Below are 21,170 nucleotides of genomic sequence, written 5' to 3'. Positions count from 1 at the left end.
GGTCAGCCCGTCTTGATGCTGTCGGCCTTCTCCGTGATCTTCTTCTGGATCACCGCGCCGATCGTGATCGCGATCAGCGCGAGGATCGCGGTGATGATCGCCCATTCGATGGCGGACGCGCCGCGCCCGCGCTCCTCCCGCGAGCGCAGCCGCGCCAGCCGGGCGCCGAGCACGGCTCTCAGGTAGAGAACGGACGGGTCGTTCAGGGGGTTGAGCGGACTCATCGTGGCACCTCCAGGAGGTCGCGGGGTCGGGCGGGCGTCATGAGGCGAGCACCCGCATGAGGGCCGGGTAGGCCAGGAAGATCAGGAATCCGGCGCACAGGAACAGCTGCGCGACCAGCATCGACTGGGACCGCTCGCCGGCCTTGCCCTCCAGGTCCGACAGCTCGCGGCTGCGCATCGAGGCGGCGCGCGCGGCCAGCGACTTGCGGATCTGCGCGCCGTCATCGGCGACGAGCGCGAGCGCCCCCGCGAGGTCGCGCAGCTCGGCGACGTCGAGGTCGTCGCCGAGGCGGCCGAGGGCCTGCCAGGGGGTCTGGCCGGTGATGCGGGCGTTGCCGAGCGCGTCGCGGATGCGGTGCATCGCCCAGCCCTCGCCGACGTTCGAGGCGGTCATCAGCGCCTCGGGGACGCCGCGCCCGCCCGCGAGGTTCATCGAGACCAGGTCGAGGAACGCTCCCACGACATGCCGGAAGTCCTGGCGGCGGGCCTGCGCCTCCTGCCGGAGCTGCATGTCGGGGAGGAAGAAGAACACGAGCGCGAACAGCAGCCCCACCCACGCGGGGACCTGCACCGACGAGCCGAGCCCGAGCAGCGTGAACCACGCGACGAGCACCGGGATGAACAGCAGCGCCGCCGAGGGCAGCAGGAACTTGGTCGCGAGGAACCCCTCCAGCGACCGCTCGGTGATCGCGAGGTCGGCGCGGATCGAGCGGAGCTTCCAGCCGCGCGCCTCGCAGAACCGGACCAGCTCGCGGCCGACCTTCGCGCGCGTCCCGCCGACCCGCTCCAGCGTCGGGGACGCGCGCCCGGCCTGGGCCTCCTCCAGGTCGCGGCGGCGCGCCGCGTCCAGCGCCGCCATCCGCGCGGCGAGCCCGGGACGCGCCGGGAACAGCGCCCTGACCAGCAGGTACAGGCCGCCGCCGATGATCGCCCCGGCGACCATCGCGCCGGTCACGAGCCGCCTCCGCCCGCGTCCATGGTGTGCCGGCCGCGCAGCGGGAGCTCCTGCGAGCCCGTCGCGGACGCGGCGCCCTGCCAGCCCGCGACCGTGCTCGGCACCTCGCCGGGCACGCCCGGCTGGGCCCTGCGCGGCTCGCTGAGGAACCGTCCGGGCAGCTCGTACTTCGCCAGCCGCCGCAGCCACAGGAACGCCGCCGCGTACAGCGCGACGACCACGCACAGGACGAGCTGCCCGAGGAAGTCGTCATAGGGCTCGACGTAGGAGTGGTTGAACACGGCGAGGCCGAGCGCCGTCCCGACCGAGACGCCGACGACGATGCGGACGCTGCGCCGGGTGGAGCGCCGGTCGGCCTCGACGCGGCGCCGCATGTCCAGCTCGGCGCGGGCGGAGTTCGCGAGCGCGCCGAGCATGTCGCGCAGGCCGGGGCCGCGCAGCTTCGCGTTCAGCACCAGCGCCGCGATCACGAGGTCGGCGGACGGGTCGTTCAGGTCGTCGGCGAACCGGCGCAGCGCGTCCGGCATCGGGACGCGGGTGTGCAGCCGGTCGACCAGCCCGCGCAGCGGCTGCGCGATGGCGGGCGCGGCGGCGCGCTGCGAGGCGGGGATGGCCTGTTCGAGCCCGACCGCGCCCGCGATCGTGTCGCGCAGCGACTCGGTCCACGCGGCGAGCGCCTCCAGCCGCGCCATGCCCCGGCGCTCCTCGGCGGCGCCGCCCGCGAGGCCGTCCCAGCCGAGGACGAGCACGCCCGTCCCGGCGGCGGCGATCGGCCAGCGGGTCACCACCAGCACCGCCGCCCCGGTGATGACCGCGACGGCCGTCCGGGTGGTCAGCGTGCGGACGAGTTCCTCGCGGCTGCGCCCGCGCACCGGGCGCGTCCGCACCGGCAGCCCGCGCAGCGCGAGGACCAGCAGCACGATCCCGCCGCCGGCCACGGAGCCCGCGATGACGGCGAACATCACGTCCGGCGTGCCCATCACCGGCCTCCGCTTCGACCGGGCGGCGTCCTCACCACGGTGTTCTCACCACACACCCCCGGACGGGTCGTAGCCGTGCTCGGCCAGCTCGTTCGCGCACGCGATCGGCGCGGCGGGGACGGCATGCCCCTCAGGACCGAGCGCGAACACCTCCGAGGACAGGACCCGCCCGTCCACGCCCGTGACCTCCCGGACGCTCGCGACGTAGCGGCGCAGCCGCCCGCCGGTGGCGTAGTCGTTGTGCTTCTCGATGAACACGACGAAGTCGATGGCGCCCGCGATCAGCATGTGCGTCGCCTCGACCGGCAGCCGCTCCTCCGACTGGATCGCGTAGGTGGCGACGCGGTTGAACACCTCCACCGAGGAGTTCGCGTGGATCGTGGACAGCGAGCCGTCGTTGCCCTGCGTCATCGCGTTCAGCATCGTGACGATCTCGTCGCCGAGCACCTCGCCGACGATCACCCGGGACGGGTTCATCCGCAGCGACCGGCGCACCAGCTCGGCCATCGAGATCGCGCCCTGCCCCTCGGAGTTCGGCAGCCGCTGCTCGAAGGCCACGCAGTTCGGGTGCAGGTCGGGGAAGGCGTCCAGGCCGAGCTCCAGCGCCCGCTCGACGGTGATGAGCCGCTCGTGCGCCGGGATCTCGTTGGCGACCGCGCGCAGCAGCGTCGTCTTCCCCGCGTTGGTCGCGCCCGCGATCATGATGTTCTTGCGGGCGTGCACGGCGGCGCGGAAGAAGTGGCCGAGCTCCGGGCTGAACGTGCCGTTGCCGACCAGGTCGGCGAGGAACACCTTGCCGAGGCGGGCGCGGCGGATCGACAGCGCGGGGCGGACGGTCACGTCCATCACCGCCGAGAGCCGCGACCCGTCGGGCAGCCGCAGGTCGAGCTGCGGGTTCGCGGTGTCGAACGGGCGCGAGGACAGCCCGCTGTAGGCGGCGAGGATCTGGATCAGCTCGACCAGCTCCTCGTCGCTCTCGGCGACCGGCTCGCCCATCACCTCGCGCCCGTCGGCGTAGCCGATGAACACCCGGTCGCAGCCGTTGACGTCGATGTTCTCGATCTCGGGGTCCTCCAGCAGCGGCTGGAGCCGGCCGACGCCGAACAGCGCCGCGTGCACGCCCGCCGCGAGGGCCTCTTCCTCCTCGGCGTTCGGCGGGCGGCGGCCCGAGGTGATCTCGCCGCGCGCGAACTCCTCCAGCACCTGCCCGATCAGCGCGCGGGCGAACTGCCGCTCGTCCTCGCCGGTCATCGGCGGCATGCCGTGCGCGGCGTCGAGGCGGCGCTGCTGCGCGAGGCGGTCGCCGACCTCCTGGCGGAGCCGCTTGACGAGACCGTGGTCCATCTACCGGTCCCCCTTCTCGCCGCGCCCGCCCGCGGGGACCTGCTCGCCCGCGTACCCGGCCCCGGCGGGGACGCCGTGCACGCCGGGCGAGGAGTCGGCGGGACGTCCCGGGGCGGGGCCGTAGGGCGCGGCGGGCGCGGGCTGGAGCCGTCCGACCAGGTCGGCGGCGACCTCGCGGGCGGAGCGGATCAGCAGCGAACGGTCCAGCCGGCCGCCCCAGCTTCCCGACAGCAGCGCGGCGCCCTTCGGGTCGAGCGCCAGCCCGCCGAGCACGGTGACGGTGGGCGGCGGCGGACCGGCGGGCTCGGCGCCCGCGTCCCCCGGCGACCGTCCGCGCGCGCCGGCGACGATGCGGTCGACCTCGGCGATCGAGCCGCGGAAGTCCCTCGGGTCGGCGAGCACGAGCACGCCGAGCGGCGGGCCGCCGCGCAGGTCCTCCGACAGCGCGGCGACGCGTTCGCGCAGGTGCGCGACCTGCTCCAGCGTCGCCCGCGTCAGCAGGACGACGAGGTCGGCCTCGCGCAGCAGGTCGGTCAGCGGCGTGCCCGCGCCGAGCCGCCCGCAGTCGACGATCACATCGACGGGGGCGAGGCCGGCGAAGGCGCGGCCGAGCGGGCCCCACAGCCACGTCATGGCCTGCGCCTGCTCGGCGTTGGTGAGCCCGACCAGCACGTCCAGCCCGCCGACGAGCCGCTGGCAGTGCTCGGCGACCTGCTCGGGGCGCAGCCCGCGCCGGGCGGTCGCGGCGAGGCTGAGCAGCCCGCGCGACGGGTTCAGCATGCCGCCGTCGCGGTCCTGCTCCTGGCCTCCCCGGCCGGAGTCGGACGGCGCGGCGGGCAGCCGGTACACCAGGTCGCCGCCCGCCTGGTCGCACTCGGCGACCAGCACGGGACGCGGCCACACGGCGCCGAGGGCCACGGCCGCGGTGGTGACGCCCGGCGCCCCCTTGTCGGCCGCGAGCGCGATGAGGGCCACGGTCAGTTCCCGCCTGTGGCAGGGGGCCGCGCGCCGGGCCCCTGGGTTCCGGGGTTCTGCGTGCCCGGGTTCTGCGTCCCCGGGTTCTGCGTGCCGCCCGGCTGCTGCGGGGGCGGGGCCTCCTCGGTGGCGGGCGGCTGCTTGCCCGCGGGCGGCTGCGCGACCTTCGTCCCCTCCGGGACGAGCGCGAGCGCGACCGTCCCGGCGGACGCGGCCTGGGTGAGCAGCGGCGCGTCGGCGGGCAGGACGGCGACGTCCACCGACGTCTGGTCCGAGCGCAGCCGGTCGCCGCCGCCGCGTCCGACGCCGACGACGACCGCGTCCGCGGACAGCACGGTTCCGGCGCGGGGGCCGCCGCTCGTCCCGCCGCCGACCGCGTAGAGCGTCACCCGCCTGCCGGTCTCGACGTCGCGCGCCGGAAGCTGGCCCGGTTTGAGCGCGAGCCCGACGACGACCCGGCCCTTGGCCGCGTCGTCCGCCCGGCTGATCATGGAGTTGGTCAGCAGCGCGCCCTTCACCAGCGGGACGGCCGCGTAGTAGCGGCCCACGTTCTGCCGCTCCGACCAGTTGATGTACTGGATGCCGGTGTCGCCGACCGGCACCTCCTCCAGCGCGCCCGGCGGGATGCGCTGCCCGGCCGCGACCGGCTGCGCGATCCGGATCGCCGACACCCGCTGGCCGCTCGCCATCACGAGGTAGGCGCTGGCGAGCGCGCCGCCGAGGATCAGCAGCACCGCGAGCGCGGCGAGTGCCGGCTTGCGCTCGCGCGGGGACGTGGGGAGCCGCTGCCCGCCCGAGGTCCCGAGTCCGGACCGGCCCAGCCCCGCTGTGCCGCCCGGCGGGCTCGCCGAGACGGTCGACTGGTTGGACTTCATGCGCTCGCCACGAGCTCCTTCCCGCACCGCTTTCCCGGACCGCGGGGGCCTCGCGCCGCGAGGTCTCCGCATCACCGAGCGATCCATGCTTGCGGTGCCGACGACGCCACGTCAATGGATTCGGTGAGGTGAAGCGCCCGCCCGCCGGAGCGCACCGCCGTGACCTGCGATTCCCCCGGTCACTTCGTGACTTACCACCAGTCACACGAGTCACTGACCACATTCAGGATCAAACGGATGCCGTGGCACAGTGCCCCGATCCGGTGTCCGGGCGCGAGTCGCCACCCCGCCGGAGGCCGGGTAATTAAGCTGTGCACGGCGGCGCGGAGGACGGCGCGGAGGGCCGCGCACAAGGAGGGCACGGATGCGGATCTCGTTCACGGCGCTGACCGGCGGCGGGCCACGGGACGTCGTGATCACCGTGGACTCCGGCGCCACCGTGGACGGCGTCGCGCGGTCGCTGTCGGCCACGCTCGACGAGCGGCCGGTGCCCCGCTTCTCCAAGGACGCCCAGCAGGCGGAGGCCGAGCGGAAAGCGCTGTGGATGGACGGGCGGATGCTCGACCCGCAGGCCCTCGCCGTCAAGGAGCTGCGCGACGGCGCGGTCGTCGCGGTCGAGCGGCGCGGCGCCGCCGCCACCGTGCGGGCCGAGCCGTCCGGGCTCGTGGAGGTGCGCGTCGTCGGCGGTCCGGCCGCCGGGTCGGTGCACCGGCTCGGGCTCGGCGTCGCCACGGTCGGCTTCGGCGACGACGTCGACGTCCGGCTGGACGACCCGTCGGTGCCCGCCCGGTCGCTGCGGATCACGGTCGGGGTGGAAGACGTGCTGGTCGAGCCGTCGGCGATGACGCGGGCCGCCCTCGACGGCGAGCCGCTGGCCGATCCCGCGCGCTGGCCCGCCGGGGGGCTGCTGTCGGTCGGCTCCAGCGTGCTCGCGCTGATGCCGAGCGCCGCGCCCGACACGCACCTGGAGCCGCTGCCCGAGGGCGGGCTGGCGTTCAACCGCCCGCCCCGGCTGAACCCGGGGAGCCACGTCCGGTCGCTGGAGGTGCCCGAGCGTCCCGAACGCAACCCGCGCGAGCGGCTCCGGTTGTTCGGCGCGCTGCTGTTCTCGGTGTTCGGGCTGGTCATGGCGTTCGCGATGGGCCAGTGGTGGTGGGCCCTGTTCGCGCTCGCCTGGCCGATGATGACGGTCGGCGAGTGGATCGGCGACCGCATGCACGGGCGCAAGTCGTACAAGAAGGCGCTGAAGGAGTACCAGCGCAAGGCAGGCGAGTTCGACGGGGAACTGGAGCGGCTGCGGCGCGAGGACCAGGCCGAACGCCGCGCCCTTTACCCCGACCCCGCCGAGGTGCTGCTGACCGCGACCGGCCCCCGGCGGCGGCTGTGGGAGCGCCGCCGCGACGACCCCGACGCGCTGCACCTGCGGCTCGGCCTCGCCGACCTGCCCGCGCGGATCGAGCTGACCGGCGACGTCCCGGTCCCGGTCGCGAAGCAGGTGCCGGTCGCGCTGCCGCTCGCGCAGCTCGGGGTGCTCGGGCTCACCGGCCCGCGCCCCGCCTCCCGCGCGCTGGCCCGCTGGATCGTCGCGCAGGCCGCCGCCCTGCACAGCCCCCGCGACCTCGCCGTCGTCGTGCTGTCGGCCGACGCCGAGGCGGGCGAGGAGTGGAACTGGGTGCGCTGGCTGCCGCACTGCGCGCCGCGCGAGGGCGAGGACTGCGTGGCGCTCGTCGGCACCGACCCCGAGTCGGTCGCGCGCCGCGTCACCGAACTCGCGATCCGGGTGACCGAGCGGCGCCGCGCCGCGCAGGCCGGGGCGCAGTTCTTCGGGCAGGGGAAGGCCGCCGACGCCGTCCCGTACAACATCCTCATCGTGCTGGACGGGGCGCGCACGCTGCGCCGCGTCCCGGGCATGCCCATGCTGCTCTCGCGCGGCCCCGAGTTCGGCCTCTACGCCGTGTGCGTGGACGACGAGGAGCGCCTCCTGCCCGAGGAGTGCGCCGCCGTCGCCGCCTGGGACGCGCGGTACCCGTCCTACGTCCACCTGCGCGGCCAGGGGCTGGACGTCCTCGGACCCGTGCTCGCCGACCAGGTCTCCCCCTCCTGGACCGACCGCGTGGCCCGCGCGCTCGCCCCCGTCCGCGACGTGTCCCGTGAGGACGCGGAGGAGGCCATCCCGTCCACCGTGCGGCTCCTGGACCTCCTCGACATGCCCGAGCCCACCGCCGACCACATCCTGCGCACCTGGACGCGCACCCGCGGGCGCACCACCCGCGTCCCCATCGGGATCGGCGCGGGCAGCCGCACCGGCCGCCCCCACCAGCCCTACCGCGTCGACCTGCGCGCCGACGGCCCGCACGGGCTCATCGCCGGGACCACCGGCGCGGGCAAGTCCGAGCTGCTCCAGACCCTGATCGCCTCGCTGGCCGTGGCGAACCGCCCGGACGAGATGACGTTCGTCCTCATCGACTACAAGGGCGGCGCCGCGTTCAAGGACTGCGCCCGCCTCCCGCACACCGTCGGCATGGTCACCGACCTGGACGGCCACGCCACCGAACGCGCGCTGGAGTCCCTGTCCGCCGAGCTGCGGCGCCGCGAGGAGGTCCTGCTCGCCCGCGGCGCCAAGGACGTCGACGACTACAACGACCTGCGCCCCGCGAACCCCGGGCTGCCGCCGATGCCGCGCCTCGTCCTCGTCATCGACGAGTTCGCCGCCATGGTCACCGACCTGCCCGACTTCGTCACCGGCCTGGTCGACATCGGACGCCGCGGCCGCTCCCTCGGCGTCCACCTGATCCTGGCCACCCAGCGCCCCGCCGGGGTGGTGACCGCCGACATCCGCGCCAACACCAACCTGCGCGTCGCGCTGCGCGTCACCGACCCGGACGAGTCGACCGACGTCCTGGACTCCCCCGAGGCCGCGCAGATCTCCAAGTCCACGCCGGGCCGCTGCTACGTGCGCTCCGGCGGCTCATTGCACGCCGTCCAGTCCGCCCGGATCGGCGGCCGCCGCCCCGGCGCCACCGACCGCCGCACCACGATCCTGCCGCTCCCCTGGCAGCGGCTCGGCCGCCCCCTCCCCGCGCCCCGCGAGGCGCCCGACGACCTCGCCACCGACCTCGCCCTCCTGGTCGAGGCGATCGACGAGGCCGCCCGCCGCGCCGGGATCGCCCGGCAGCCCTCCCCCTGGCTCAACCCGCTGCCCGACCAGGTCCGCCTGACGCCCCGCACCGCCGCCGGGGGCTCGGTGGCCGACGTCCCGCCGATCCCGTTCGGCGTCACCGACCTGCCCGCCGTCCAGTCCCGCGAGGAACTCGCCCTCGACCTCACCACCGGCGGCCACCTCTACCTCGCCGGCTCCGCGCAGTCGGGACGCTCCACCGCCCTACGCACCATCGCGGGCGCCCTCGCCGGGGCGTGCTCCCCCTACGACGCCCACCTGTACGCGATCGACTGCGGCGCGGGCGCACTCCTCCCCCTGATCTCCCTCCCGCACTGCGGCGCCGTCGTCAGCCGCGACCAGCTCGACCGCTGCGAGCGCCTGCTCACCGCCCTGTCCGCCGAGGTCGCCCGCCGCCAGCAGCTCCTCGCCGGAGCGGGCTTCGCCTCCCTCCCCGAGCAGCGCGCCGCCGTCGCCGCCACCGACCGCCTCCCCTGGATGATCCTGCTCCTGGACCGCTGGGAGGGCTTCCTCGGCGCGTTCGAGCACTACGACTACGGCCGCCTCGTCGACCAGACCCTCCGCCTCCTGCGCGAGGGCGCCGCCGTCGGCCTGCGCGCCGTCTTCACCGGCGACCGCTCCGGCCTCGGCGGGCAGATCTCCACCGTCTTCGACCGCCGCCTCATCCTGCGCATGTCCGACCCGAACGACTACGGCTACGCGGGCCTCCAGGAGAAGCACGTCCCGGCCGCGATGCCCCCGGGCCGCGCCCTGGAGTCGGTCACCCCGGGCGCGCCGCTGCGCGAATCCCAGATCGGCCTGCTCTCGGACGACCCGTCCGGCACGTCCCAGGTCGCCGTCCTCCAGGAGATCGCCCGCGCCTCCGTCACCCGCTACGGCCGCCTGCCCCGCCGCCAGCGCCCCCTCCGCGTGGACGAGCTCCCCGTCCGCGTCACCTACCGCGAGGCCATGGCCCTGGACGCCGACTTCCTCGCCCCCTCGGCCCTCTGGGCCCTCGTCGGCGTGGGCGGCGACACCCTCGCCCCCGTGGGCATCGACCTCCTGAACGAGGGTCCGGGCTTCGCCGTCGCGGGCCCGCCCCGCTCCGGCCGCTCCACGACCCTCCGGACGATCGTCCACTCCCTCCTGGACCCCGCGGTCGGCGGCGGCCTGGTCCCCGTGGTCCTCGTGACCCCCCGCCGCTCGCCCCTGCGCCTCCTCCAGGGCCGCCCCGGCGTCCTCGGCGTCCTCACCTCCGACTCCGACCCCGACGACCTGGAAAAGGCGATCGGCGACGAACACCGCTACGCCGTCATCGTCGACGACGCCGAACTCCTGGACGAGACCGACCTGGACGACGCCCTCCGCGACGTCCTGCGCACCGCCCGCGACGGCGAGCACGCCGTCGTCATCGGCGGCACCACCACCGACCTGACCCGCGGCTACCGGGGCTTCCTCTCCGACACCCGCCGCTCCCGCTCCGGCGTCCTGCTCTCCATAGAGTCCCCGGACGACGGCGAACTGTTCAACCTGCGCCTCCCCCGAAACGCCCCGCTGATAGGCCCGACCGGCCGAGGCCTCTTCGTGGCCAGCGGCCTGTCAACCCAGATCCAGGTAGCCCTGCCCCCCGCCGACTGATTCTCAAGACGGCCGGGGCGTGCACTTATGAATCTCCCCGAACCGCCTCTCGGCGATCCGCATGAAATCCACCATATCCCGCACAGCATCCCGCCCCCGCACCACCGGAGCGAAGTCGATGCTGATCCACGGCCGCTTCTTCCCGCACGAGAAGACGCCGATCACATAGTTCGGCCGCAGAGCAGAGTCAGAGGCAGTGGGAATCGCCAACCCCTTGCCCAAATCAGCCGGAAGTGGATGCCTTACGTCTTCCGTCCACTGGTTGTACTGAAAGCCGACGGTCTTGTCGCCGTCGTTATATGACCAATGGATCCCCAGGGGCGAACTACGCGACTTCGCGTGAGCGAGACAAAGGCCATCATCCTTCTGCGGCCCAGCCCAGCGGACATTGAGGGCGATATCTAGCCCAGTGACGATTCGAAATGCCCCCTCTGGCACCAAATCGCACAGATATGGTTCACCATCCGCGACAGGGCGCAGGTCCGGGGCGGGCGGCTTGTCGGCCGAGCCCGAATCACAACCGGCAGCCAATAGCCCGGCCAGGACGCAGACAGTCACCCCAGGCCGCCGCATCGGAATCATCTTTGCGTGGAAGGGATAGCGTTATGCCCATCCTTGTCGCGGTAATGACCCGCCGCCTTCACCGCGCCATTGCGAATAGAATTCATGCTAGCATCATTCAATCGCGCCAGCCCTTTACTGTCATTAGCCCATCGAAGCAGCTCGTCCGTTTCGATGGCATCGAGCTCCTCGAATGGGCGCACCTTGGGCGAGCTCCCTTTTTCCGCGAAGGATTTCCCGGCGACCTTCGGGCCGTCGAGGCGGCCGTGGGATACCAGGGAGGATGTGATCATCTGGTTGAGGAGGCGTTCCAGGTTCTCGGTTTCGGTTGTGGGGGCCACTATGGCGGGTTCGGCCTTGTCGGCCAGGCGTTTTGCCAGCCAGTTGGTCATTTGGGTGGTGGCCTTGGCGGAGGCGGCGGCGTAGGCCTTGCCGCCCAGGGGGGATTTCGAGGCGACCATGTCGGTGCCCAGGGGGACCAGGCCCACGCCGTAGCCGACGTATTTGCGCATGCGTTCCAGGTCTTCGGCCAGGCGGGCCTCTTCGGCGCCCACGGACTGGTGGCGGGCCTCCAGGAGGTGGCCGAACATGCGGCCCTCGCCGACGACGGCGTTGGTGAGGTCGCCGTCGCGGGCGACGGTGCGGTCGATGGTGATCTTGGAGTGGGCGAGCTGGCCCATGATCAGGGTTTCGTAGGCCCGCGCGTCGCGGGTGATGTCCAGGAGGAGGTAGTCGAGGTCGTCGCCGGTCAGGCCGGTGGAGCCGGGGCGCTCGTCGTAGTTGGCCAGGCGGACGAGGTCGTGCAGGCGGTCCAGGTGGGCGACGAGGACCTTGGCCATGCCGGGGCGGAGCCCGGAGAGTTCGTCGTAGTGGTGCGGGCGGGCGATGGCGTCGGCCAGGTCGCCGCTCCTGAGGGCGGCGAGGGGGGACTTGTCTCCCACGGTGACCTTGCCGTCCTTGACCGGGTAGTTCGGACGGGCGTCGTCCGCGAGGAGCTTGGCGATCTCGAAGGCGAGGCGGGAGGACTCGGGGTCCTGGCCGGTGGCCGCGGCCTCGATGGTCTTGCCGAGGGCCGCGCCGTGGTCGGACTCGCCCCAGACCGCGCGGCGGTCGTGCAGGAGGTATTCGAGGTTGGTGACCTTGATGCCCGGAACGGCGCCGAGCTGCTGGGGGCCGTTCCACTCGCGGGTGAGGAGGGCCTGGGCCGCCTCCGCGCCGGACGCGGCGGCCGCCGTGAGGAGGGGCGAGAGGAAGTCGGTCTTGCGGTCGTCCGCCTTGACCTTGGTGGTGGACGGGTCGAGGGCGTTGCCCAGGCGGTACCGGGTGGCGAGGTCGGTGAGGGGGAGCTGGCCCAGGCGCTTCCGGACGCCGCTGTCGTAGGCGATCATGTCGTTGCCGACGACGTTGACGAAGTGGAACGAGAAGCGGGTGTCCGTCGAGCCGATCAGCGTGGCGAGGGACTGGTAGCCCGCGACGCCGTTCGGGAGCGTGCTGCGCGGCGGGAAGGTCGTGCGGCCGGCGCGGCGGAGGGCGAGCAGGTAGTCCTCGCCGAGGTAGCCCTTGCCCTGGCCGTCGGTGCCGAGCGCGACGGCGCGGCCGAGGAGGGCGAGGATCGCGCGGGTGTCGGCGGCGTCGGCGTCGGTGCCGGAGCGGTGCTGAGTGATGTCGCCGGAGAGCTTCAGCGAGAGCGCCATCGGGAGCTTGAGGAGTTCCTCGGGGCCGAGCGCTTCGAGGAGGCCCTTGGCGAACAGCGGGGTGATGTCGGACGGCTGGAGGCGCCGCAGCTCCGTCCGGGCGGCGGCGTCGCCGCTCGCGGCGCGGCGGAACAGGTCGGCTTCGCGGCGGCCGGCGGCGTAGCCGACCTGGTCGGTGTAGCGGTCGGGGAGCCGCAGGTAGGTGCCGTCGGCGCGGCAGACGGTGAAGGCGAGGTGCTGCCGGTCGAGGTCGCGTGCGAGCAGGTTGCGCCGCCGCAGGTCGGTCGCGGCGTCCTCGGTCCAGGCGGCGATGCGCTTGATCTCCATCGCGGGGGCCGTGCTGACCCCGGCGCCGTGCAGGGCCTGCCAGAGGTCGTCGGCGAGCCGGCGGAGCGCGGGCGCGGCGCGGGTCATGTCCTCGGTCATGTGCTCGAACTCGGCGAGCTTGACGCCGCAGGCGTCGGGGCCGAGCCATCCGTCCGCGGTCATGCGCGGCGGAGCTCGTCCTCGACGAGCCGGAGCGCCCTCTGTAATGCGGCGCGCAGGGCGGCGTCGTTGCGTTCCAGTCTGGCGGCGAAGGAGCGGGCCGCCGCGCCGCCGACCCAGGCGCGGTCGTCCATGGCGCGGCGGGACGCGGTGAAGGTGTGCCAGTGCTGGTCGGACAGCGTCTGGATGCGGCTCAGAAGGAACCGCAGGCGGGCGGCCTCGGCCTGGTTCACGCCCTTCCTCCAGGGAATGGTGCGGGCCCCGGCCTCGGGGGGATGGGCCGGGACCCGCGGTCTTGGGGGGCGGACGTCAGCGCGTGGCGGCCTCGATGTTCTGCTGGGCCTTCTTGATGTCCTGGCCGCCCTGCTCCAGGGCGAGCGCCATCTTGTCGAAGGCGGTCTTGGCCTCGGCCCAGGCGGAGCGGAAGCGGTCGGCGCCGGGGCCCCACCAGGCCTGGGAGCTGCTGACCGTGCGCCCGTTCAGATCCTTGATCAGCGCGTCGAGATTGCGGGAGTGCTTGCTGAAGATCCGGGACAGCTCCTCCAGTTCGCCGATGTTGGCGCCGCGCCTGTCACCGCTCACTGCTCGACCTTTCGTCGCCCACCGACTTTGCCTACCGTGCCGTCAAGAATGGCGCCAGCCTACGCCCACTCGATCACCTAAATCCACCCGTACGCCTACCTAAACAGCCACATTCCTACCATCTTTCCTTGTCCGCTTGTGGTCACCCGCTCCCGGACAGAAGGGCGTTTACGTGTCGTGGCGTGACGCTGCGCAATCTCGTGACGTGCGTCATTACCGTCCGTCAAGACCCTTTCAGACTGCGTTGGATGACCTTTTCCCAGGGAAACAGTTCATTGGCCAGAAAGTAACATCAGCGAGCCGGAGGTTCCGGGTCGTTGACCGGGTGCGCCGCCGGGTCGAGGACGCGTTCGCCGACCAGTGTGATCTGCTCACCGCGTGTCCGGAACTCGAATCTGCGCCGGACCGATTGGACCAGCGAGCCCGTGTCGTAGCGGACCTCGGTGTGCTCCACCGCCTCCAGCGTGATGCGGTCGCCCGTCCGGATGGCCTCGCCCCCGTCCAGCCGGGTGCGGGCGCCGGTGTAGGCGGGGCCGCCCTCGACCGGCGCGCGGTTGCGGTTCTCCAGCTCGCGGACGGCGCGCTCCTGCACCCGCGCCACCCCCGGCGAGATCCGCACGCCGAGCACCTCGGTGGGGGCGCGCCGGTCGCGGTGCCGCCGCTGGACGAGGGCCTCCGACCGGCGCACCAGCAGGGCGCGGGCGGCGGCGGTCAGCTGGCGGGTCGTGTCGGCGTCCACCCGGGGCGAGGGCTCCCGGACGGCGGACGAGGCCGGCACCAGCACGCACCCGGCCAGGACGACCGACAGGCCGGTCCGGGTCCACGCGCGCGCCATCGGGCCTCCTCCGGCCGGGTCCTCCCCCGCTGAGTCCGAGGCGAAGATACACCGGCCCGGCACCGCCGGGACACCGCCCGCGGGCCGTCCGGGAGCACCACTTGAACACCCCGGCCGCGCCCCGCGAGGGGCGGGGCGCGGCAGCGGTCAACCCGACTCCACCTCCAGGGCGGCGACGCGGGAGCGGGCCTGGGCCATCGCCTCGTGGTAGCGGGTCTCCCAGTCGGCGTCGCCGTCCGGGATGGCGGCGACGGTCTGGCGGCCCAGTTCGGCCAGGACGGCGCCGGACGCGTCGCGGGTGACCTGCCGGACGAGGACGGTCGTGACGCCGTCCGAGGACTCGGTGCGGGCCTCCCAGCGGGCGGACGGCTCCCGCCGGCGCCGCCCGTCGGCGGACAGCCCGCCGAACGCGTACAGCAGCAGGACGACCACGACGGCCGCCACCGCCAGCATCACCAGGATGATCAGGAACCGCACGGACGTGTCACCTCCGGGGAAGGAGCGAGCCGTTCGGGTTGCCGGGCGCGTAGACCGTGATGCCCTGCGGGAGCGCCTTCAGCTCCTCGATCCGCGCGCAGGTCGGGCACTTGTTGTAGCCGTCCTGGCGGGCCTTGTTGGCGGCGGCCTCCGCCTTGGCCGTCGCGACCTTGGCCTGGGCCTCGCTGACCTGCGCGAACGCGGCCTGGGCACGGTCCACGGCGTCCTGCACCTTCTCCGGCAGCGTGACGCGGACGAGGTTGAAGTGGATGTTGGTCACGTACTTGCCGCCGAGCGTGCCGTCCAGGTCGGCGGCGAGGCTGGTGTTGATCGAGTTCTGGACCTTGGCGATGTTGGCGTTGTTGCTCTGCGGCTGCTGCGCGGGCTGTCCCGGCTGGGCGGGCTGCTGCGGCCGCGCCGGAGCGTTGGTGGAGGCGTTCTGCACCAGGGCGCAGGAGGAGACCAGCTCGGCGCAGCGGAAGCTGTTGACCTGGCTGCGCAGGTCGTTGTCTATTACCGGGCGAACGACCTGGTCGAGGAACGCCGACCAGCCCTTGTCGCCGTCGAACGGGGAGTAGCTCTTGCCGTCCGCGCTGCGGAACTTGCGGGTGCCGTACTTGTCGTCGAACGCCTTGATGGCCTGGTGGTCCTGGTTGAGGGTGAAGTACAGGGTGCCCTCGATGCCCATGTTGACGCCGTCGGCGCTCGGGACGGTGACGACGTCCACGCCCGACTCCTCGCCCTTGCGGGCGTCGGAGGTGATCGTGTAGAAGCGCTGCTGCGCCGGGTACTTGTGGACCTTGGAGTACAGCCCGACCCACTTGCGGCCGGAGCCGGGGTCGATGACCTGGCGGATGCGGTTGTTGTCGAAGAACCCGCCGTTGCGGACGACCGCGATCTCCCCGCCGCTCGTCCGCTCGAAGCCGCCGAGCAGGGCGCTCAGCGCGGGCCACGCGACCACGACCAGGACCACCGCGATGATGATGGCGTTGCGCCTGCTCGGCACCCGCAGCGCCGCGCTCCGCGCCGCGCCGCCCCTCGACTCCTTCTCGGCCACGTCCTGGCTCCTCTCCCAGCCCACGGCCCTCCGGCCGCCGGTTCGTTGATCAGACGGACGGGAGTCTGTCGTGGATCCACCGGTTCGGGGCGGGTATGAGCCAGGACCTTCATTCGTGAGCGAAAACAGCAATAAAGAGGGGGTTACGAAATCCGGGCCGCGCGGTTATCTAGACTGCGTGCGAGGTTAGGGAGGAGACCCACGTGCGCAAGGTCCTGATCGCCAACCGCGGTGAGATCGCGGTCCGTATAGCCCGTGCGTGCCGCGACGCCGGTCTGGCCAGTGTCGCGGTGTACGCCGAGCCGGATCTGGACGCGCTGCACGTTCGGATCGCCGACGAGGCGTTCGCCCTCGACGGGCGCGGCGCCGCCGAGAGCTACCTGGACATCGGCAAGCTGCTGCGGATCGCCGCCGAGTCGGGAGCGGACGCCGTCCACCCCGGCTACGGCTTCCTGGCCGAGAACGCCGGCTTCGCCACCGCGGTGCTGGAAGCGGGGCTGACCTGGATCGGTCCGCCGCCGTCCGCGATCGAGGCGCTCGGCGACAAGGTGCAGGCGCGGCACATCGCGCAGAAGGTGGGCGCGCCGCTGGTCGCGGGCACCACCGACCCGGTGTCGGGCGCGGACGAGGTCGTCGGGTTCGCCCGCGAGCACGGGCTGCCGATCGCGATCAAGGCGGCGTACGGCGGCGGCGGGCGCGGGCTGAAGGTCGCCCGCAGCCTGGAGGAGGTCCCCGAGCTGTACGAGTCGGCCGTCCGGGAGGCGGTCGCGGCGTTCGGGCGCGGCGAGTGCTTCGTCGAGCGCTACCTCGACAGGCCGCGCCACGTCGAGACGCAGTGCGTCGCCGACCAGCACGGGAACGTGGTGGTGGTCTCCACGCGCGACTGCTCGCTCCAGCGGCGGCACCAGAAGCTCGTCGAGGAGGCCCCGGCGCCCTACCTCTCGGACGAGCAGCTCGACCTGCTGTACCGCTCGTCCAAGGCGATCCTGAAGGAGGCCGGCTACGTCGGCGCGGGGACGTGCGAGTTCCTCGTCGGCCAGGACGGCACGATCTCCTTCCTGGAGGTCAACACCCGGCTCCAGGTCGAGCACCCGGTGACCGAGGAGGTCGCGGGCGTCGACCTCGTCCGCGAGATGTTCCGGGTCGCCGACGGCGAGGAGCTCGGCTACGGCGACCCCGAGCTGCGCGGGCACTCGATCGAGTTCCGGCTGAACGCCGAGGACGCCGGGCGCGGGTTCCTGCCCGCCGTCGGCACCCTGACCGGCTGGGAGCCGCCGACCGGCCCCGGCGTCCGCCTGGACACCGGCTACGGCGCGGGGCAGACCGTCCCGCAGGAGTTCGACTCGCTGATCGCCAAGCTGGTCGTCACCGGCGCCACCCGCCGCCAGGCGGTCGAGCGGGCGCGGCGCGCGCTGGCGGAGTTCGTCATCGAGGGCATGCCGACCGTGCTGCCCTTCCACCGCGCGGTGCTGGACGACCCGGCCTTCGTCCCCGCCGACGACGACACGCCGTTCTCCGTCCACACCCGGTGGATCGAGACCGAGTTCGACAACCGGATCGCCCCCTACGCGGCGCCGGCCGCCGAGGAGGAGGACGCGGGCGAGCGCGAGCGCGTCACCGTCGAGGTCGGCGGGCGCCGCATCGAGGTCGTCCTGCCGGCGGGGCTCGGCGCGTCGGCCGGGGCCCCGGCGCCCGGACGGGCGGCGGCGCCGAGGCGGCGCGGCGGCGCGAAGGGCGGCGGCGCCCAGGCGTCCGGTGACTCGCTGGTCAGCCCGATGCAGGGGACGATCGTCAAGCTCGTCGTCGAGGACGGCTCGACCGTCGCCGCCGGCGACACCGTCGTCGTCCTGGAGGCGATGAAGATGGAGCAGCCCCTCACCGCGCACAAGGCCGGAACGATCACCGGCCTGTCCGCCGGGGTCGGCCAGACGGTCTCCAGCGGCGCGGTGATCTGCGAGATCAAGGACTCCTGACCCGCGACCGGCATCGGGCGGATCCGGGGCGGTTCCGGGCCGTTTCAACGGGCAGGGACCCCTGCGACGGGCGGCCGTGGGAACGAGTCGTGGCGCCCACACGTCGTAGCAGGTAGAGGGGGCTGATCGATACCATGAGCTCCGAGAGACGGGCCCGCCGCGGCCTGCTCGCGACGGTCATCGTCACCGTCCTGCTGGCGCTCGGCCTGGCCGCACCCGCGCGGGCCGCCGCACCGGCCGGCGCCGCCGCGCCGGTGAGCGCCGTCCGCGCGGACGACACGGTCGGGCAGATCGCCAACGGTCTGATCAACTCGCGCCTGTACGTGACGAGCGGCGCGGGCAACGCGCTCTCGGCCGCCGACCAGAACGAGGTCAGGGCGGCGCTGGGGCGCGACCGCGACGCCGACATCCGCGCGGTCGTTGTGCGCGACGACATCACCCAGGCCCAGGTGGGCCCGATGCTGAAGGCCGTCGCGAACCGCGTCGGCAAGGGCGAGACGTACGCGGCCGTCACCGCCGACGGCCGCCACCTGGGCGCGATCTCCAAGAAGCTCGACTCCAAGGAGATCAACCAGATCGCCACCCGCACCAACGGCGTGCCGCTGAAGGACCGGCTGATCCGGTTCGGCGACCTCGCCGAGAGCAAGACCGACGACAAGGCGCGGTCGAGCGCGATCGCCGGGTACGTGACGCTCGGCGTGCTGCTCCTGGTGGTGGCGGGCGCGGCGGGCGCGTTCCTGGTCGTCCGCAGGCGGGGCCGCGAGCGCGACGCCCGCCGCATGGCCGAGTTGAAGCGCGGCGTCGAGGAGGACGTGACGCTCCTCGGCGAGGACATCGCCCGGCTCGACCTCGACGTCATGGACCCGGCCCTCGACCCCGGCACCCGGTCGGACTACGAGCGCGCCCTGAACTCCTACGACGGCGCGAAGTCGGCCACCGAGCGCGCGGCACGGCCCGAGGACATGCAGGGCGTCACGACGGCGCTGGAGGACGGCCGCTACTACATGACGGCCACGCGGGCGCGCCTGGCGGGCGAGCCCGTGCCCGAGCGGCGTCCGCCGTGCTTCTTCAACCCGCAGCACGGGCCGTCCGTCCAGGACGTGACGTGGGCGCCCCCGGGCGGGGTGGCGCGCTCCGTCCCGGCGTGCGCCGCCGACGCGGAGGCCGTCCTGCACGGGACGGACCCGGACGTCCGCATGGTCCCCTATGGGGACGGGCGGCGCCCGTACTGGGACGCGGGGCCCGCGTACGCGCCCTACGCCGGCGGCTACTACGCCGGATACGGCGGGTTCGACCTGCTCAGCGGCATGATGATCGGCACCATGCTCGGCTCGATGATGGGCGGCGGGTTCGGCGGCGGGTTCGCGGGGCCCGGCGACGGCGGGTTCGGCGGTGACGGGGGCGACGTCGGCGGCGGCTGGGACTTCGGCAGCGGGGACTTCGGCGGGGGCGGGGACTTCGGCGGGTTCTGATGGGCCGCCTTCCCGGGGACCCGGGCCTGCTCCGCCAGGCCGGGTACGCGCTGGGCTTCCGGCTCCCGCCGGGCAACCGCGACTGGGTCAGGCACGACCTCACCGACGCGGGCTGGCGCACGCGCCTCCTGCTGCGGCACCTGGCCGTGATGCTCCCGATCTGCGCCGGGCTGGCGCTGCTGCCCGGCCCGCCGTGGACGCGCGTCGGCGTCCCGCTGCTGGCGCTGGCGGGCAGCGTCCTCGCGGTGGCGATCGGCTCCGACGACCTGCGCCGCGCCCGCCTACGCCGCCACGACCTCCGCCCACCAGATCACTGACCGGCGGCCCCGGCCGTCACGCGAGCGCGTACCGGCCCCCACGGGTCGATCGCGTAGCGATGCCGCGCTCGCACGCCCACGACCAGGCGGGCGGGCTGCCACCTGGGACGAGACCGGACGAACTCAGTACGCATGCTCGGTCATCAGGCGGCGGGACGCCTCGGTGATGCTGCCCGACAGCGACGGGTACACCGCGAACGTGTGGGCGACCTGGTCGACCGTGAGGTGCTGCTGGACGGCGACCGACACGCCGAGGATCAGTTCGCTCGCGCGCGGCGCCACGATGACGCCGCCGAGCACGATGCCCGTGGCCGGGCGGCAGAACACCTTCACGAAGCCGTCCTCGAAGCCCTGCATCTTGGCGCGGGCGTTGGTGAACAGCGGCAGCATGACGGTGCGGGCGTTGACGTCGCCGAGGTCGACCATCCGCTGCGTCACGCCGACCGAGGCGACCTCGGGGTCGGTGAAGATGTTGGAGGCGACCCAGCCGAGCTTGAGCGGCTGGACGGCCTCGCCGAGCGCGTGCCACATGGCGATGCGGCCCTGCATGCCCGCGACGGAGGCGAGCATCAGCACGCCGGTGCAGTCGCCGGAGGCGTAGATGTGCGGGACGGAGGTCCGCGACACCTTGTCGACCTCCACGAACCCGCGCGAGTCGCAGCGGACGCCGACCTCCTCCAGGCCGATGCCGCCGGTGTTGGGGACCATGCCGACGGTCATGAGGCAGTGCGTGCCCTCGACCTTGGAGCCGTCCTCCAGGGTGACGATCACGCCGTCGCCCGAGCGTTCGACGCCCGCCGCCCTGGAACGTGACATCACGTTCATGCCGCGACGCAGGAAGACGTCCTGCAGGACGGACGCGGCGTCGGCGTCCTCGCTGGGCAGGATCCGGTCGCGCGAGGACACCAGCGTGACCTTCGACCCGAGCGACAGGTAGGCCCCGGCCAGCTCGGCGCCGGTCACACCGGACCCGACGACGATCAGTTCCCTGGGCAGTTCGGGCAGGTCGTAGAGCTGGCGCCAGTTGAGGATGCGCTCGCCGTCGGGCTCGGCGCCGGGCAGCACGCGCGGGGTCGCGCCGGTCGCCAGCAGCACGATGTCGGCCCGGATGCGGCGCTCGCCGACCGCGACGACGTGCGGCTCGACCAGCCGCGCCTCGCCCCGGACGATCTTGACCTCCTCGTAGGCGAGCCGCTCGGCGACGTCGAACGACTGGGCCCGCGCGAGGGCCTTCACGCGCTTGTTGACCGTCGCCATGTCGGCCTCCAGGCCGCCGACGACGCCGTCGGGGCCGCCGTTGAAGCGCAGGCCGAGGCCCGCCGACTCCGACATGACCGCCATGCGGGTGGAGGTGGCGATGAGCGTCTTGGAGGGGACGCAGTCGGTGAGCACGCACGCGCCGCCGGGGCCGTCGCGCTCGATGACGGTCACGTCCGCGCCGAGCTGCGCCGCGACGAGCGCGGCCTCGTAGCCGCCCGGCCCTCCTCCGATGATCACGATGCGGGTCACGTTTCCCATTGTTTCCTACGTACGGGAGTGAACCGTCCGAGACCCCTGAAGGAGGGGCC

At 73.5% G+C, this 21,170-nt stretch carries 18 protein-coding genes; 4 read left to right on the top strand and 14 right to left on the bottom strand.

Features of this window, described 5'->3' with window-relative positions; genetic code table 11:
• Nucleotides 1–2: 2 nt before the first annotated feature.
• Genes KLI87_RS21115 through KLI87_RS21090 form a run of 6 tightly spaced genes read right to left on the bottom strand, consistent with a single transcriptional unit; the run spans nucleotide 3 to nucleotide 5,353 of the window.
• Nucleotides 3–224, bottom strand: a complete 222-nt coding sequence (locus KLI87_RS21115) for a Flp family type IVb pilin (protein ID WP_156219535.1) — start codon at nucleotides 222–224, stop codon at nucleotides 3–5.
• Between the two features lie 37 nt (nucleotides 225–261).
• Nucleotides 262–1,179 carry a type II secretion system F family protein gene (locus KLI87_RS21110; protein WP_214618360.1) on the bottom strand — a complete coding sequence of 306 codons (918 nt, stop codon included), beginning with the start codon at nucleotides 1,177–1,179 and terminating at the stop codon, nucleotides 262–264.
• Complete coding sequence (locus KLI87_RS21105) at nucleotides 1,176–2,159, bottom strand: type II secretion system F family protein (protein WP_156219536.1); 984 nt, start codon at nucleotides 2,157–2,159, stop codon at nucleotides 1,176–1,178. The genes KLI87_RS21110 and KLI87_RS21105 overlap by 4 nt, the downstream gene beginning before the upstream one ends.
• Nucleotides 2,160–2,204: 45 nt before the next feature.
• Nucleotides 2,205–3,503, bottom strand: coding sequence for a CpaF family protein (locus KLI87_RS21100; RefSeq protein ID WP_156219537.1), 1,299 nt, complete (start codon nucleotides 3,501–3,503; stop codon nucleotides 2,205–2,207).
• On the bottom strand, nucleotides 3,504–4,478 hold the full coding sequence (locus KLI87_RS21095; protein ID WP_246250564.1) for a hypothetical protein: 975 nt from the start codon (nucleotides 4,476–4,478) through the stop codon (nucleotides 3,504–3,506).
• 2 nt (nucleotides 4,479–4,480) lie between these two features.
• Nucleotides 4,481–5,353: a hypothetical protein gene (locus tag KLI87_RS21090; RefSeq protein WP_214618359.1), complete on the bottom strand. Its 873-nt coding sequence runs from the start codon at nucleotides 5,351–5,353 to the stop codon at nucleotides 4,481–4,483.
• 364 nt (nucleotides 5,354–5,717) lie between these two features.
• Here KLI87_RS21090 and KLI87_RS21085 point away from each other — a divergent pair, with 364 nt between their 5' ends.
• A complete protein-coding gene (locus KLI87_RS21085) occupies nucleotides 5,718–10,148 on the top strand; it encodes an FtsK/SpoIIIE domain-containing protein (RefSeq protein ID WP_214618358.1) in 4,431 nt (1,476 codons plus the stop codon).
• Nucleotides 10,149–10,151: 3 nt separating this feature from the next.
• Here KLI87_RS21085 and KLI87_RS21080 read toward each other — a convergent pair whose 3' ends face one another.
• The 7 genes from KLI87_RS21080 to KLI87_RS21050 form a co-directional block, all read right to left on the bottom strand.
• Entirely contained in the window at nucleotides 10,152–10,706 is a 555-nt protein-coding gene (locus KLI87_RS21080; protein ID WP_214618357.1) for a hypothetical protein, read from the bottom strand.
• Nucleotides 10,707–10,726: 20 nt separating this feature from the next.
• Nucleotides 10,727–12,892 (bottom strand): hypothetical protein, encoded by a 2,166-nt coding sequence (locus KLI87_RS21075; RefSeq protein ID WP_214618356.1) that lies wholly within the window; start codon nucleotides 12,890–12,892, stop codon nucleotides 10,727–10,729.
• Entirely contained in the window at nucleotides 12,889–13,122 is a 234-nt protein-coding gene (locus KLI87_RS21070; protein WP_156219541.1) for a hypothetical protein, read from the bottom strand. The genes KLI87_RS21075 and KLI87_RS21070 overlap by 4 nt, the downstream gene beginning before the upstream one ends.
• Before the next feature lie 76 nt (nucleotides 13,123–13,198).
• Nucleotides 13,199–13,471, bottom strand: a complete 273-nt coding sequence (locus tag KLI87_RS21065) for a WXG100 family type VII secretion target (protein ID WP_214618355.1) — start codon at nucleotides 13,469–13,471, stop codon at nucleotides 13,199–13,201.
• 292 nt (nucleotides 13,472–13,763) lie between these two features.
• Nucleotides 13,764–14,306 carry a hypothetical protein gene (locus tag KLI87_RS21060; protein ID WP_156219542.1) on the bottom strand — a complete coding sequence of 181 codons (543 nt, stop codon included), beginning with the start codon at nucleotides 14,304–14,306 and terminating at the stop codon, nucleotides 13,764–13,766.
• A 147-nt stretch (nucleotides 14,307–14,453) separates the two neighbouring features.
• Nucleotides 14,454–14,783, bottom strand: a complete 330-nt coding sequence (locus tag KLI87_RS21055) for a hypothetical protein (protein ID WP_156219543.1) — start codon at nucleotides 14,781–14,783, stop codon at nucleotides 14,454–14,456.
• Nucleotides 14,784–14,790: 7 nt separating this feature from the next.
• Nucleotides 14,791–15,840 (bottom strand): SPFH domain-containing protein, encoded by a 1,050-nt coding sequence (locus tag KLI87_RS21050; protein WP_308166096.1) that lies wholly within the window; start codon nucleotides 15,838–15,840, stop codon nucleotides 14,791–14,793.
• 203 nt (nucleotides 15,841–16,043) lie between these two features.
• Between KLI87_RS21050 and KLI87_RS21045 the strand changes: the two genes are divergently transcribed.
• The 3 genes from KLI87_RS21045 (at nucleotide 16,044) to KLI87_RS21035 (ending at nucleotide 19,602) form a co-directional block, all read left to right on the top strand.
• On the top strand, nucleotides 16,044–17,813 hold the full coding sequence (locus KLI87_RS21045) for a biotin carboxylase N-terminal domain-containing protein (RefSeq protein WP_214618354.1): 1,770 nt from the start codon (nucleotides 16,044–16,046) through the stop codon (nucleotides 17,811–17,813).
• Nucleotides 17,814–17,947: 134 nt separating this feature from the next.
• Nucleotides 17,948–19,285 (top strand): hypothetical protein, encoded by a 1,338-nt coding sequence (locus tag KLI87_RS21040; protein WP_214618353.1) that lies wholly within the window; start codon nucleotides 17,948–17,950, stop codon nucleotides 19,283–19,285.
• Nucleotides 19,285–19,602 carry a DUF5313 family protein gene (locus KLI87_RS21035; RefSeq protein WP_156219544.1) on the top strand — a complete coding sequence of 106 codons (318 nt, stop codon included), beginning with the start codon at nucleotides 19,285–19,287 and terminating at the stop codon, nucleotides 19,600–19,602. Before KLI87_RS21040 ends, KLI87_RS21035 begins: the two co-directional genes overlap by 1 nt.
• 123 nt (nucleotides 19,603–19,725) lie before the next feature.
• Here the strand turns inward: KLI87_RS21035 and KLI87_RS21030 are convergent, their stop codons facing one another.
• Nucleotides 19,726–21,111: an NAD(P)H-quinone dehydrogenase gene (locus tag KLI87_RS21030; protein ID WP_214618352.1), complete on the bottom strand. Its 1,386-nt coding sequence runs from the start codon at nucleotides 21,109–21,111 to the stop codon at nucleotides 19,726–19,728.
• Between the last annotated feature and the right edge of the window lie 59 nt (nucleotides 21,112–21,170).

The organism is Actinomadura sp. NEAU-AAG7, assembly GCF_018603865.1.
In the GTDB taxonomy this organism is placed as follows: Bacteria; Actinomycetota; Actinomycetes; order Streptosporangiales; family Streptosporangiaceae; genus Spirillospora; species Spirillospora litoris.
This window is presented reverse-complemented; position numbering and strand designations above follow the sequence as displayed.